Consider the following 12,932-nt stretch of genomic DNA (forward strand, 5'->3'; position numbering starts at 1 on the left):
GATGGCCCTAGCCCCCGCGCCGCTGTTTCTGGCGGATCAGGCGCAGATAGGTGTCGGCGACCGCCTGGTTGATTGCATCCCATTGATAGGCGCCGCTTTCGATCACCGCCGCCGCGCCATGGTCGGCGCGGAGCGGAATGTCGCGGCAATAGCGCTGCAGATGATCGGCAAAGCCGGTGATCGACCCCGGCGACACAAGATAACCCGTCCGGCCGTGCTTGACGATGCTGGCGCTGCCGGTGGCGCGCGCCGCGACGACGGGCAGTCCGCACGCCATCGCTTCAAGCGTCACATTGCCAAAAGTTTCGGTGACCGATGGGTTGAAGAAAATGTCGCACGACGCCAGCGCATGTGCCAGATCTTCGCCACCCTGAAACCCGATAAAACGCGCGTTTGGCAGGCGCGATTCGAACCATTCGCCTGCCGGTCCCTCACCGATCACGACGACCTTGTGCGGCACTCCGCGCCGTGCGAGCACGTCGATGGAGTCGGCGAACACATCCAGCCCCTTCTCCATCACCAGCCGACCGAGGAAGGCAATCGCGGGAACGTCGTCTTCGATACCAAGCGACTGGCGCCACGCGATGTCGCGGCGCCCCGGGTTGAAGATCCCCTGCTCGACGCCGCGGGTCCAGATCCCGATATCGTAATTCATCCGCTGGTCGCGCAGCACCTGCGCGAAACTTTCCGACGGTGCGATCAGCGCGTCACATCTGCGATACAGCTTACGCAGCCAGGCAACCATCAACGGCTCGAGGAACGACAGGTTATAGTAACGGAAATAGGTTTCGAAGCGTGTGTGGACGGAACAGGCCACCGGTATGCGGCGTCGCCGCGCCCACGCCGCCACCTGCCGCGAAACGCGGTCGGGGCTGGAGATGTGGAGGACGTTCGGCGCGAAGGCAGCGATGTCCTGCCGCACGCGCGACGAGAAGGTCACCGGGATGCGATATTCGCTGCGGCCGGGGATTGCGAAGGAGGGTACGCTCACCAGATCGCCTGTCGGCTCGAAATCGGGGTTGGCGACGGTCGGCGAATAAACGCGCACCGCGGCGCCATGCGCGAGCAGATAGCCGACAAGGCGGTTGAGTGCCTTGTTCGCGCCATCGACGGTCATATTGTAATTGCCGCTGAACAGGGCGATGCGCAGATCGGAGACGTCCATCGCGTCTGCGCTAATCCTCTCGCCGCGCAAACGCAACGCCGCCGTCAGGCCATGATGCTGTACGGTTCGCCCGGTTTCTGTCGGCACATCCGCTTTGCCACCCGCGTTTCCTCGCCCTCGACGATTGCGATGTCGGTAATCGACAGGCATCGGCTGCCATTGGGTTCGGTGTTAAGCGCGGTGATCGTCGACGAACCCGCCACCCCTTCGCGGGTCGGGCTCGTCCATTTGGCTGTGGCACCGACCTCTTCCTTCTTGGTCACCGCGATAGTCGCCTCGGCGGCGACCTTCTGTTCCTTTTCGTCGAGCTGGCACGCGATCTCGGAAACGAGCACCGCGCCGAATAGGCCCGACACCGCGGTGCCGATGCCTTTCAGCCCTGCCGCACTGCCCGCAACGCCGCCGATCAGCCCGCCGAGCGCGCCGCCTCGTTTGCGGGCGCGCTTGCATTTGGCGTCGGGGTTGGCGCCGTCAGCGCGCTTCGTCTCGTCGCCCTTCTTCCCAGGCTTGTCGACGTTGTGGGCCGTTGCAACCGCAGCGGGGACTGGATAGCCATTGCATCCCGTGTTGAAACAGAAACGGTCGGCAAGATAGGCGCGGTCGGTCTGATATTGCGCCTCGATGCCGCGATAGGCGGCAAGATTGGCCCCTTCTGGATTGGACGCGGCATGTTCGGCCATCACGGTCTGGAAAAAGCGATACTGTGTGTCCGCCGAATAGCGTTTGTTGGCGCCTACCTGGGTCGAATAGAGCGACGACAAAACGTCCTGATAGGCGATCATCGCCTGCCGATAGGGCAGCATCTTGTCGCGATAATAGGCGTCGATCGCCACGGTGCAGCGGTTGATGGCCTCGGCTTGGTCGAATGGCTCTTTCTTCTTGCGATAGTCCTCGCGGCAAGCCGGATAGCTATCGGTATCGAGCGTCGGTCGTGGTGGCAGGGCGGGCAGCGGCGGTTCGGCGACCACGGGCGGGACATAGGCTTTGTCGCCCTCGCCCGGTGCGCCCTGCCACGCGGCGGCGGCGCCGCTGGACAACAATATCGCGCCGATGGCGACGAGCACCGTTTGATGTCGCAACTTCATTCGCATCCCAAATCCCCTGCCCCTGTACTTCAAAGGCTACGCCTCAATATTCGTCCCCACAAGCTTGGTCAGTGACGCCGGTCATACCGCCAAGCGCCAGCGACCGATATTGTTCTGGCGCCGGCGGTGGACTAGAGTCAGGGTTGAATTGGGAGGGGTGGCATGCGCAGCTGGATCAAATCGGTCACCGCAATCGCCGCGATGCTGGCATGCACCGCGGCGACGCCGCCGGGCATGGACCCTGACAACCCGACCTGCCCCGCCAAACCCAATTGGTCCGATTACAAGACGATGGTGCTGACGCCGTTCAAGCGCAGCGGCGAAACGGTGCTGCTCGCCGAAGGCCGCGTCGACAGCGAGCTTCCCGCACGGCTCGAAAAAGTGCTGACCGACAATCCGTCGATCAGCGAAATCTGGATCCGTTCGCCCGGCGGCGACGCGCGCGCCGGCAATGCCGCGGGCTTGCTGATCCGCAAATTCAGCAAAGAGCGGCAGATGATCACCCGCATTCCGTCGGGATGGACCTGTTTCAGCGCGTGCAATTTCGTCTTCATGGGCGGCCGCGCGAGGACGATCGATCCCGGCGGCCATTTCATGGTCCATATGTTCACGATGACCGGCGACAAGGACGCGATCCAGTCGAGCGTCGCGCTAGGTACCGAATCGACCACCGAGCTGATCAGCGATGTCGAGCGCGAAGCGGCGCTGATGGCGACCGAGGACAATGACCTGCTCATCCGGCTCGACGTCTCGCGCGATCTGCTGTCCGACATCATGTATCGGCAGAAAGCCGTCGCGACGGACAGCGACCGTTCGACGCGCCGTTGTCTGACGCAGAAAGAAGCGCTGAAATATAATGTGGTCAACGTCGACGATTAAGTAGCGGTTTAGTCGCCGGTTTCGAACGGCGCTTCCAGGTCGACCTCGACGGGTGGGTGCAGGCGCAGGCGATGGACGCGGCGCTCGTCGGCCTCGGTCACCTCGATCCGCCAGCCGCTGGGGTGGAGCAATATCTCGCCAACTTCAGGGACGTGCCCCGCCAGCACCGCGGCAAGACCGCCCAGCGTGTCGACATCTTCGTCAATCTCGGCAAGCCGCGGGTCGATCGCTTCACCGATATCGTCCAGCTCGGCGCGCGCGTCGGCGTTCCAGCAGCCGTCGTCGCCGGGCGTGAACAGCGCGGTGGGCTCGTCGTCATGCTCGTCCTCGATCTCGCCGACAATTTCCTCGACCAGATCCTCGATCGTCAGCAGTCCTTCGGTACCCGAATATTCGTCGATGACGATCGCCAGATGGGTGCGCTTGGCGCGCATTTCCGCCAGCAGGTCGAGCACCCCCATCGACTGCGGGACGTAGAGCGGCTGGCGGATCAGATCGAGCAGCGGCGGCGGCGGGCGCCCCTCGGCCAGCACCGCGAATACGTCCTTGACGTGAATCATGCCGACAACTTCGTCGAGGTTCCCGCGATACACCGGCAGGCGGCTGTGCCCCGCCTCGGCGAATTGCGCCACGATTTCGTCGAAACTCGCGCTTTCGGGGATCGCGATGATGTCGGCGCGCGGCACCGCGACATCGTCGACCGTCTGTTCGCCGAAATGGAGCAGGTTGCGCAGCATCTTGCGCTCGATCGGCGACATATCGCCAACGATATTGCTGCCGCGCCGGTCGTGACCCTCTTCCTCGGCCTCGTCGATGACCTCTTCGATCTGCTCGCGCAGCGACGGTTCCTTGTCGCCGCCGAACAGCAATGTCCGAAGCCCGGCCCAAAGGCCGGACCTACTGTCCTCTTCCGATCGGTTCGAAGACCCCTGGTCGTCGGGCATATCTGTCGTGGTTCCTCAGTTAGTCCTGATCCGCATATGGATTGGCGATGCCCAGCGATGCAAGCGCTTTCACTTCCAATGCCTCCATTGCCCCAGCGCTGGCGTCGTCGCCATGATCATATCCCAGCAGATGCAGCGTGCCATGGACGATCAGATGCGTCGCATGGTCGGCGATCGAAATTGCCTTTTCTTCGGCCTCGCGCGCGCAGGTTTCGCGCGCCAGCACGATGTCGCCGAGCAGGATTTCACCATCGTCGCTGTTAGCGAGACCTTCGAGGAGATCGTCCTGCACTTGCGGAAAGGAGAGCACGTTCGTGGGCTTGTCCTTGCCGCGGAAATCGCGGTTGAGCGTTTGCACCTCGGCGTCGTCGGTCAGCCGCACCGCGACCTCGACCAACGGGGCGGCCTGGGCAAGCGACGCAAAGGGCGTCAGCGCGAGGGCGGCGGCGACGGCTTCCGCGGCGCGCTCTTCCCAATCGAGCGCGTCGGGCCAAGGGGCGGCTTCATGGGTTTCGACGCTTAGCATGCAATATGTCGCGCAAGGAAAACAGCGGAAAACTGCGTAACTTCACTCGCAATGCCTGTTTTCCAGGCGGCGCGCGTGCCCGCTGGATGATCGTTGAAGGTCATACCCATCCGCTACCGCGGCACGGGAATGTAGGACAGCGTTTTTTCCGGTTCCGGTTGGGGTTGCTTTGCAGTGGGGAGCGGATGCGGCCGGTCCTCCCCGGAACGGGGAGGGAGGATTTCTGACCGCCATATCCGCTTACCGCCCATCATTCTCAATGCACATGCCCAAGCTTGTCAGGATTGCGCATCACATAGATGCCGACGACCTTGCCGTCCTCAATCTCAAGCGCAGTGGTCTGCAGCTTGCCGTCAGCCTCGCGGGTGACGAAGCCCGGCAAGCCGTTGATCGTCCCGGCGTGGACCAGCGTCGAGCCATATTTGCCAAAGAGCACCGCCAGGCTTCGGTGCAGCTTGAGCACGATGTCATAACCGAACACCGGCTCCGTCACCGCCGGACGCTTGCCGCCGCCGTCGGCCCACATGCAAACATCGGCGGCGAGCAGCGCGCCAAGCGCGGCCATGTCGCCGCTGCGCGAAGCAGCGAAAAAGGCGTTGGCGATCTGGAGCCCCTGCTACTTCTCAAGCTTGTAGCGCGGACGGGCATCGCGGACGTGAGTACGGGCGCGCGCGGCAAGCTGGCGCGTTGCGGCGGGGTCGCGGTCAATCGTCTTTGCCACTTCGTCGAATTCGACACCGAAAACATCATGGAGCAGGAAGGCGGCGCGTTCGAGCGGCGACAGGCGTTCGAGCGCGAGCATCAGCGGCAGCGTGACATCATCGGTCTCCTCCTCCTCGACCAGGGGATCGGGGAGCCAGGGACCGACATAGGTCTCGCGGCTGCGGCGCGCCGATTTGATCTGGTCGAGGCAGAGGCGGGTTACCGTCCGGCGCAGAAACGCCGCGGGCTCGCGTACCGCGGCGCGGTCAGTGCCGAGCCAGCGGATAAAGGCATCCTGCACCACATCCTCGGCATCGGCGACCGAGCCGAGCATGCGGTAGGCAACGCGGGTGAGCAGCGGGCGCAGCGGGTCGAAACTGACCGCCGCGTCCGCCGCGTCTTGGGAACCCGGTCGGGTCATCAGGCCGCCTTGGCCGCCGGCTGTTCAAGCCACAAGCCGAAGCCGACCGCGATGCGGTTCCAGCCATTGATGATGTTGATCATCAGCGTCAGCTTCACCTGTTCCTCCGCCGTGAAATGCGCCTCGAGCCCGTCTTTCGCAGCCTGTTGTGTGTGACCTTCGGACAGGCGGGTCAAGGCGTCGGTCCACGCCAGCGCAGCGCGTTCGCGCGGCGTATAGACGGGCGCTTCGTGCCAGGCGGCGAGCAGGTAGATGCGCTGTTCGGTTTCGCCCCTGGCGCGCGCTTCGGCGGTGTGCATGTTGATGCAATTGGCACAGGCGTTGAGGATCGAGGCGCGAATTTTCACCAGTTCGATCAGGCTCGGCTCCAGGCTGTCCTGTACCGCAAGGCTGACGCCCATCCACTGTTTCATCAGCTGCGGCGCGGCGGCGAAGGGGTCGGTTACGACGGTCATAATCTGTCTCCTGTGGTTGGTTTACACGGACATGACGAGACAGGATCGGCGGGTGTGACATGGCGCGCGAAAAAATTTCGCACGGGCGTGAAAATCCGGTAGCTTGCCCACCTCGACAATGATGAGGAGGGGTCCAATCATGAAGTTTCTCGATGGTTTCGGCGAACAGGCCTATGCGCTGCTGCGCATCGTCGCGGGTCTGTTGTTCATGGCGCACGGGGTGCAGAAATTCTTCAACTTCCCCGCCGCCTTTCCCTATCCGTTGACTCCGATGCTGCAAGCCGCGGGCGCGATCGAGCTGATCGCGGGCGCGCTGATCGCCGTCGGGCTGTTCACCCGCCCCGCGGCGTTCGTCGCCAGCGGCATGTCGGCGGTCGGCTATTGGGTCGCGCACGGGATGCAAAGTCCCTTCCCGATCGCCAATGGCGGCGAGACGATCGCGCTTTACTGCTTCATCTTCCTGTTCATCGCGACGCGCGGAGCGGGCATTTGGAGCATCGACGGCGCACGGTCTAAATAGCACCGTCCCTCCTCCCCCAAAGGCGCCCAAAGAAGGAGCGGGACAATTTGGGGTCGTCCGGTCCCCCGGGCGCGATTTGGATTGCCGGAGGCAATCCAACCCCGAACTCGCAGCATCGTGAAGGGGCACCCGCGGTGTTTCCTGCTGCGGACACGTAGGATGATCACGCACCTGCCCCTCCACCACCTTCGGTGGTCCCCCGCCCCGTGCCGGGGAGTCACGCAGGTTGTCAAAGCTTGCGGGTATTCGCCTCGATCAGCTTTTTCGCTTCGGCAATGGCTTTGGCGGTGGTCAGTTTCTTGTCCTGCACCTCGTCGGCAATTTCGAGCAGGCGGCCGCTGATCACGGTGCCGGTCTGCGCTTCCTCGTCGATCGCAATGCCGCCCTTGGTCGCGGCGACGCGGTCCCATTCGGCGCGCACCGCGGCCCAATAATCCTTGGTCGCCGCCCAATAATCGTCGGCCGACTTCACGTCATACTCGTCGTTCTTGGCATAGGTGTTGAGGACATATTCCTGGACGATCGGGATCAGCTTGCCGTCCTTTGTCCCCATCTTGGTATTGTCCTGCCAGTGGATCCAGCCGTCGGGCGAGCTCTGGTGGCGGTTGATCGACAGATAGCGGTCATAGACCGGGTTACGCACCGCGTCGCGGCGGGCGAGCGGGCGCCAGGTCCAGCTCGACCGCCAGCGGCGGACCCCGCCCTGCGTTTCGAACTGGCCCCAGCCGGCGTAGCGCGGACTGTCGTCGACCTGATAGACGGTTTGCGACCAGCGCCCGGTGCGCATGCGTTCGGGGACATCTTCCCAGGCCCAGCTGTTACGGTCCGAATAGGCGAGGATTTTGGCAGGTTCATATTCCCAGTCCTGCCGCCAATGCTTGATGATGTGCGACTTGCCTTCATGCTCGATGACCAGCAGATGCTGCAGCACGATCTTGCGGCCGGTATCCTCGATCACCCGCACCACCTCGTTGCCGCCTGATTTCTTGGGCTCGAGCGGTTGATAGGTCGGATCCCAGCGCGTCGATTCCTGCATGTCGAAGCGAACGCGGTAATTGCCTGCCATCGCCAGGATGTCGGCGCGATCCTGTTCGAAATTGGCCGCGGCAGCATCGGCGGCGATCGGCGAATGGGCGAAAGCGGTGACGGGCAGTGCGGCCGAGAGCAGCAAGGCGGCGGCGAAGTTGCGGATGGTTTTCATGGGGTGCAGTCCTTCGGTTGGTCAGAAACGGAAGCTGAGCGACACGCTCGCGTTGCGGCCGGGCTGGGTATAGGCGTCGGTGACGGTCGAGGTGGAGGCGAGTCCACGAACGTCGCTCCACCAGGCATATTTCTTGTCGAGGATGTTGAAGACCCCGGCACGCAGCGTCAGCCCATCGACGATGCGGGCGAATGCTGTCGCATCGAGGATCGTGAAGGCATCGGGGCGGAAGCAGCCGGGGGTGCAGATGCCGGTGGTGCGCGATGCGCTGACGCGGGCGCTATGCGTCATGATGATCTGCCCGCCAAAGCGCCCCTGCGTTTCGCGATAGCCGACCCCGGCCACCAGCTTGAGCGGATCGATCGTCGACAGCGGCGCGCGCCCGCCGGTCGGTTCGATCACATCACCCTTGGCATAGGATAGGGCGAGCGTCGCATACAGGCCGGACGACGCTCGCCCCTCGAACCGCGCCTCGGCCCCTTTGACCCGGACGCGATCGAGATTCACGAATTGATAGAGGATGGGATTGGCGATCGTCCCGGCGCCGCCAATCTGTTCCTGGCTGATGAAATCCTTGTAGCGTGCCGAAAAGCCGGTGAAGTCGAGGCTGACCGCGTCGCTGGCAAAGCGGATGCCGCCTTCTACGCTTTCGCTGCGTTCGGGACCAAGATCGGGATTGGGGATCGAGCGGTAGGAAAAGAAGGGAGAGGTCAGATTTTCGAAGAACTGGTTGACCTGCCCCGGCTCGGGCGCCTTGAAACCGGTCGCATAATTGGCAAACAGCCGGACCTGATCGGTGATTTTCCACACCGCGCCGAACTTCGGCGACAGGCGCGAGCCATGCTGTTTCGCACCGACGAAGCCCGGCAGCAGCCGGTCGTTGTCGGGCGACAAATCATACCAGTCGAATCGCAGCGCCGGATAGAGCAGCAGGCGGCCATCGGCGATCGCGATTTCGTCACCGACGAACAGACCGGCGCGGGTGAAGTCGGTGCTGGGGAAGGCGCGCGTCGGATAGGTCTCGCCAGCAGGCGGCACGGTTCCGCCGCGCAGACCGCGCTGGCGCGTCTGGCTGATGTCGCCGCCGAACACGAGGCGATGGGTGATCGCGCCAATGGTAAAATCGGCGCGCGCGTCGGCCGAGGCGCCGAAGACGCGGTTCTCAAAGGTGTTGAGGCGGGTGCGGTCCGGGAGGGTGGTGCGGTCTTCCTCGGTATATTGGCGATCTTCGCCGTCCTGCCAGTAAAGCGCGACGCGGGCGAAATCGATCGCCCCCTCGCCGTCCCAGCTCCAATCGAGGGAGACGCGCTTGCGGGTTCCGCTGTCGAAGCCTTCGAGGCGATCGACCGACGCGCTGAGGCCCGAGAGGCCGTTGGTGTAGAGGTGCGTGTCGAGATACTCGCCAGTCAGGCGCAGCTTGTGGCCGTTCGCCGGGTCGTACACGAGGCGCGCTTGTGCGGCGTCGGAGCGCCCGTCCTGCGGATTGGGCCGCGTCCGCGCGGCGCCGGTGCCGCCAACTGCCCCCTGATTGTCCAGCTCCTGGTAATCGCGGCGGGTGTAGGCCGCCATCGCCGACCAGTCGCCGCTGCGGCCCGCGAGAATCGCAGTTTCGCTGAACTCCTGATCGGCGCTGCTGTACGCGGCGCGGAGCAGGCCGCCGATGCTCTTGCCTTCCTCGACGAAATCCGACGGATCGGCGGTGATGAAGCTGACCGCCCCCGCCAGGCCATCGCTACCGTAAAGCGCCGACGAGGGGCCGCGCAGGATTTCGACCGATTTGATCAGCCCCAGGTCGACATAATCGCCGCGGCCCGACGCCTGCGCGCCAAAGCTGAAGCCGTCGGGAACGCGGACGCCGTCGACCTGGATCAGGACCCGGTTGCCGCCGATGCCGCGGATATTGAAGCTGTCGTTTCCGGCGCGGCCGGTGGCGCCAAGCGCGGCGCCGAAGCGCGCGGGCTGGCGCTGGACGCTGACCCCGGGTTCGAAGCGGACGAGGTCGCGGATGTCGGTGACCAGCTCGTCGGCGATCTGTTCGTCGGATTTGACGGTGACGGTGACCGGAATATCCTCGGCCTTCACCGCGGTGCGCGTCGCGGTGACAACGATCTGGCTCTTGCGCGCGGCCCAATAGTCGCCGTCATTGTCCTGTGCAAAAACCGGCGTTGCGGGCGCTGCGAGCGCAAGGCCCAGCGCGGTGCCCGCCGCAAGGCGAATGACGGACGGCGAACGATCGCTAGTCAAAATACTTCCCCTGAATATCTGCGAGTGATTCGCAATAGCGTCGCTCTAGAGGCGTCAAATCAGGGGGTCAAGTTTTATGCTATTGCAACTCGTTTGCGTTAATCGCTGCATGGATATGGGGATCGCATGCCGGGCGACGCGCGGTGAAGCGGAACGGTCCTCACGGTGGCGAAGCCATGGGGAGGAGGCAGCGCGAAGCGCGGACGGAGGGGCGATGGCGCAAACGTCGCCGCCCCTCCACCTCGTTTCGCGAACGACCCCCTTCCCTATCACTGCGCGACAGGGAGGATTTTCAGGAGTTAAGCCTCTGGCCCCTCATAGGCGTCGACGATCCGTCCGACGATCGGGTGGCGCACAACGTCGGCGCTGGTGAAATAACTGACGTTGATGCCCTCGACGCCTTCCAGTCGGCTGACCGCGTCGGCAAGGCCCGAGCTGGCGGGGATCGGCAGATCGACCTGTTTGGGGTCCCCGCACACGACCATGCGGCTGTTCATGCCGAAGCGGGTCAGGAACATCTTCATTTGCGGGATCGTCGTGTTTTGCGCCTCGTCGAGGATGATGAAGGCGTCGGCGAGCGTCCGCCCGCGCATGAAGGCGAGCGGCGCGATCTCGATCTCACCGCTGGCGATGCGGCGCTCGACCTGTTCGGCGGGCAGGCAGTCGTGGAGCGCGTCGTAGAGCGGGCGCAGGTACGGATCGACCTTTTCCTTCATGTCGCCGGGCAGGAAGCCGAGCTTCTCGCCCGCCTCGACCGCGGGGCGCGACAGGATCAGGCGCTGGACGCTGCCGGTGATCAGCTGCGCCACCGCTTGCGCGACCGCGAGATAGGTCTTGCCCGTCCCCGCCGGGCCGAGCGCGAAGATCACGTCGTCGCGCGCCAGCGCCTTCATGTAAGGAACCTGCGACGGGGCGCGCGGCACGATCGTCTTTTTGCGCGTGCGGATCATCACCGTCGGCGCTTCGTCCTTGTCGTGGCGGATGATGCCGGCGAGCGTCGGCTGCGCCGACATCGCGATCACCCCGTCGACCATCCCGGCGTCAACCTCCTGCCCCTGTTCGATGCGGTTATAGAGATCGACGAGCACGTCGCGGGCGCGCGCCGCGGCTTCGGCCTCGCCCTCGATCTGCACCCGGTTGCCGCGCGCCGAAATATAGACGCCGAGGCGGTTTTCGATGCCGACCAGATTGCGGTCGAACTCGCCAAACAAAATGCCCAACAGCTGCGTTCGCTCAAATTCCGCGGTCAGTCGGACGCGGTCGCCGGGTTCGGCGGGGGTCGAGGCGGTCAGCGGGCGTTTGGACATATGGGCAAGTCACCTAAGCTAAGAATGATCCTGTGTACTCGCGCAAAGGCGGGAGTCCATCACCGATAGTTTCACAATTCGACGGAAGGCGAGCAAGTGTGTCGTCGTGGAGACAGCTTCCGCCAGTCGCACTAGGCGACTTCTTCCGCCAGTGCTTCGGCGGCAACGCTGTTCGCTCCGGCCGATACGATCCGCACGTCGACCATGTCGCCGATCGCCAATCCCGGCGCGATGACATGCGCCGACTGGAGCCACGGCGTCTTGCCGATCAGCTGCCCGTCGAGCTTGCCCTTGCGTTCGAGGAGGAGCCGCGTCGTGCTGCCGACACTCGCTTCATTAAACGCCTGCTGCTGTTCGTTGAGCAGCCCCTGCAAGCGCTGGAGGCGATCGTTCATCACTTCCTCGGAAATCTGGTCGTCCATCGTCGCTGCGGGGGTGCCGGGGCGGCGCGAATATTTGAAGCTGTATGCCATGGCGTAGCGCGTCTGGTGAATCAGATCGAGCGTCGCCTGAAAATCGGACTCACTCTCGCCGGGGAAGCCGACGATGAAATCGCCCGAGATCGCGATGTCGGGGCGTACCGCACGGACGCGTTCGATAACGCGCAGATAACTTTCGCTACTATGGCTGCGGTTCATCGCCGCGAGGATATGGTCGCTGCCCGCCTGCACCGGCAGATGGAGAAAGGGCATCAGCTTGTCGACCTCGCCATGCGCCGCGATCAGCCCGTCGGTCATGTCGTTGGGGTGACTGGTGGTGTAGCGGATGCGCTCCAGCCCGTCTTCGCGCGCCAGTTCGCGGATCAGTCCGTCGAGGCCGATCGCCCTGCCCTTGGCGTCTTCGCCGTCCCAGGCGTTGACGTTCTGGCCGAGCAAGGTGATCTCGCGCGCACCGCCCGCGACCAGCGCGCGCGCCTCCGCGACCAGGTCGGCGAACGGGCGACTGATCTCGGCGCCACGGGTGTAGGGAACGACGCAATAGGTACAGAATTTGTCGCAGCCTTCCTGCACCGTCAGGAACGCGGTCGGGCGCTGACCCGCGCCGCGGGCCGGTAGCGCACCGAACTTGCTCATCGCGGGCATGTCGAGGTCGACGGCTTTCTCGCCGCGCGCGGCGCGGGCGAGCAGGTCGGGCAGGCGGTGGTACGCCTGCGGGCCAACGACGACGTCTACGGTGGGGGCGCGGCGGGCGATTTCGGCGCCCTCGGCCTGAGCGACGCAGCCCGCGACGGCGATCGTTGGGCGACTGCCGTCGGCGCGCTTCAAGCGGCCGATGTCCGAATAGACTTTCTCGGCGGCTTTCTCACGGATGTGGCAGGTGTTGAGCACGACGAGGTCGGCGTCGGCGCCGTCTGCGGCAGCAACATAACCTTCGGCGCCCAGCATCTCGGCCATGCGCTCGCCGTCATAGACGTTCATCTGGCAACCGAAGGATTTGACGTGGAAGGTCTTGGCAGAATTTGGTGGGGAGTCGGATTTCATCG

Annotated in this window: 11 protein-coding genes and 1 pseudogene; 2 read left to right on the plus strand and 10 right to left on the minus strand. The window is 64.2% G+C overall.

Translation table 11 applies throughout. From position 1 onward, the window contains the following. Positions 1–7: 7 nt before the first annotated feature. Positions 8–1,165, minus strand: coding sequence for a glycosyltransferase family 4 protein (locus CDQ92_RS00730; protein WP_088439201.1), 1,158 nt, complete (start codon positions 1,163–1,165; stop codon positions 8–10). 44 nt (positions 1,166–1,209) lie between these two features. Beyond that, positions 1,210–2,250, minus strand: coding sequence for a hypothetical protein (locus CDQ92_RS00735; RefSeq protein WP_088439203.1), 1,041 nt, complete (start codon positions 2,248–2,250; stop codon positions 1,210–1,212). Between the two features lie 162 nt (positions 2,251–2,412). Here CDQ92_RS00735 and CDQ92_RS00740 point away from each other — a divergent pair, with 162 nt between their 5' ends. Continuing rightward, positions 2,413–3,129, plus strand: coding sequence for a COG3904 family protein (locus CDQ92_RS00740; RefSeq protein WP_229667541.1), 717 nt, complete (start codon positions 2,413–2,415; stop codon positions 3,127–3,129). Between the two features lie 8 nt (positions 3,130–3,137). Here the strand turns inward: CDQ92_RS00740 and CDQ92_RS00745 are convergent, their stop codons facing one another. The 4 genes and pseudogenes from CDQ92_RS00745 to CDQ92_RS00760 form a co-directional block, all read right to left on the minus strand. Further along, complete coding sequence (locus CDQ92_RS00745) at positions 3,138–4,073, minus strand: hemolysin family protein (protein WP_088439205.1); 936 nt, start codon at positions 4,071–4,073, stop codon at positions 3,138–3,140. 19 nt (positions 4,074–4,092) lie between these two features. Next, entirely contained in the window at positions 4,093–4,599 is a 507-nt protein-coding gene (gene ybeY, locus CDQ92_RS00750) for an rRNA maturation RNase YbeY (protein ID WP_088439207.1), read from the minus strand. 256 nt (positions 4,600–4,855) lie between these two features. Continuing rightward, positions 4,856–5,722 (minus strand): annotated as a pseudogene (locus CDQ92_RS00755) (sigma-70 family RNA polymerase sigma factor). Continuing rightward, positions 5,722–6,177, minus strand: a complete 456-nt coding sequence (locus tag CDQ92_RS00760; RefSeq protein ID WP_088439209.1) for a carboxymuconolactone decarboxylase family protein — start codon at positions 6,175–6,177, stop codon at positions 5,722–5,724. Before CDQ92_RS00760 ends, CDQ92_RS00755 begins: the two are co-directional and overlap by 1 nt. 139 nt (positions 6,178–6,316) lie before the next feature. Here CDQ92_RS00760 and CDQ92_RS00765 point away from each other — a divergent pair, with 139 nt between their 5' ends. Continuing rightward, complete coding sequence (locus tag CDQ92_RS00765) at positions 6,317–6,697, plus strand: DoxX family protein (RefSeq protein WP_088439211.1); 381 nt, start codon at positions 6,317–6,319, stop codon at positions 6,695–6,697. Positions 6,698–6,926: 229 nt separating this feature from the next. Here CDQ92_RS00765 and CDQ92_RS00770 read toward each other — a convergent pair whose 3' ends face one another. The 4 genes from CDQ92_RS00770 to miaB form a co-directional block, all read right to left on the minus strand. Next, entirely contained in the window at positions 6,927–7,898 is a 972-nt protein-coding gene (locus tag CDQ92_RS00770) for a DUF6607 family protein (protein ID WP_088439213.1), read from the minus strand. A 21-nt stretch (positions 7,899–7,919) separates the two neighbouring features. Beyond that, positions 7,920–10,142, minus strand: a complete 2,223-nt coding sequence (locus tag CDQ92_RS00775) for a TonB-dependent hemoglobin/transferrin/lactoferrin family receptor (RefSeq protein WP_229667542.1) — start codon at positions 10,140–10,142, stop codon at positions 7,920–7,922. A 299-nt stretch (positions 10,143–10,441) separates the two neighbouring features. Beyond that, positions 10,442–11,449, minus strand: coding sequence for a PhoH family protein (locus tag CDQ92_RS00780; protein WP_088439215.1), 1,008 nt, complete (start codon positions 11,447–11,449; stop codon positions 10,442–10,444). Positions 11,450–11,580: 131 nt separating this feature from the next. Continuing rightward, the gene (gene miaB, locus CDQ92_RS00785; protein ID WP_088440489.1) at positions 11,581–12,930 is read right to left on the minus strand and encodes a tRNA (N6-isopentenyl adenosine(37)-C2)-methylthiotransferase MiaB; all 1,350 of its coding nucleotides are present in this window, start codon (positions 12,928–12,930) and stop codon (positions 11,581–11,583) included. Between the last annotated feature and the right edge of the window lie 2 nt (positions 12,931–12,932).

Origin of the sequence: Sphingopyxis bauzanensis, from assembly GCF_002205675.1 — a bacterium.
In the GTDB taxonomy this organism is placed as follows: domain Bacteria; phylum Pseudomonadota; class Alphaproteobacteria; order Sphingomonadales; family Sphingomonadaceae; genus Sphingopyxis; species Sphingopyxis bauzanensis.

Bases quoted from the DNA above. Each gene is read 5' to 3' on its own strand.
- CDQ92_RS00730 (WP_088439201.1), bottom strand. From the start codon at position 1,165: ATGGACGTCTCCGATCTGCGCATCGCCCTGTTCAGCGGCAATTACAAT.
- CDQ92_RS00735 (WP_088439203.1), bottom strand. From the start codon at position 2,250: ATGAAGTTGCGACATCAAACGGTGCTCGTCGCCATCGGCGCGATATTG.
- CDQ92_RS00740 (WP_229667541.1), top strand. From the start codon at position 2,413: ATGCGCAGCTGGATCAAATCGGTCACCGCAATCGCCGCGATGCTGGCA.
- CDQ92_RS00745 (WP_088439205.1), bottom strand. From the start codon at position 4,073: ATGCCCGACGACCAGGGGTCTTCGAACCGATCGGAAGAGGACAGTAGG.
- ybeY (WP_088439207.1), bottom strand. From the start codon at position 4,599: ATGCTAAGCGTCGAAACCCATGAAGCCGCCCCTTGGCCCGACGCGCTC.
- CDQ92_RS00760 (WP_088439209.1), bottom strand. From the start codon at position 6,177: ATGACCGTCGTAACCGACCCCTTCGCCGCCGCGCCGCAGCTGATGAAA.
- CDQ92_RS00765 (WP_088439211.1), top strand. From the start codon at position 6,317: ATGAAGTTTCTCGATGGTTTCGGCGAACAGGCCTATGCGCTGCTGCGC.
- CDQ92_RS00770 (WP_088439213.1), bottom strand. From the start codon at position 7,898: ATGAAAACCATCCGCAACTTCGCCGCCGCCTTGCTGCTCTCGGCCGCA.
- CDQ92_RS00780 (WP_088439215.1), bottom strand. From the start codon at position 11,449: ATGTCCAAACGCCCGCTGACCGCCTCGACCCCCGCCGAACCCGGCGAC.
- miaB (WP_088440489.1), bottom strand. From the start codon at position 12,930: ATGAAATCCGACTCCCCACCAAATTCTGCCAAGACCTTCCACGTCAAA.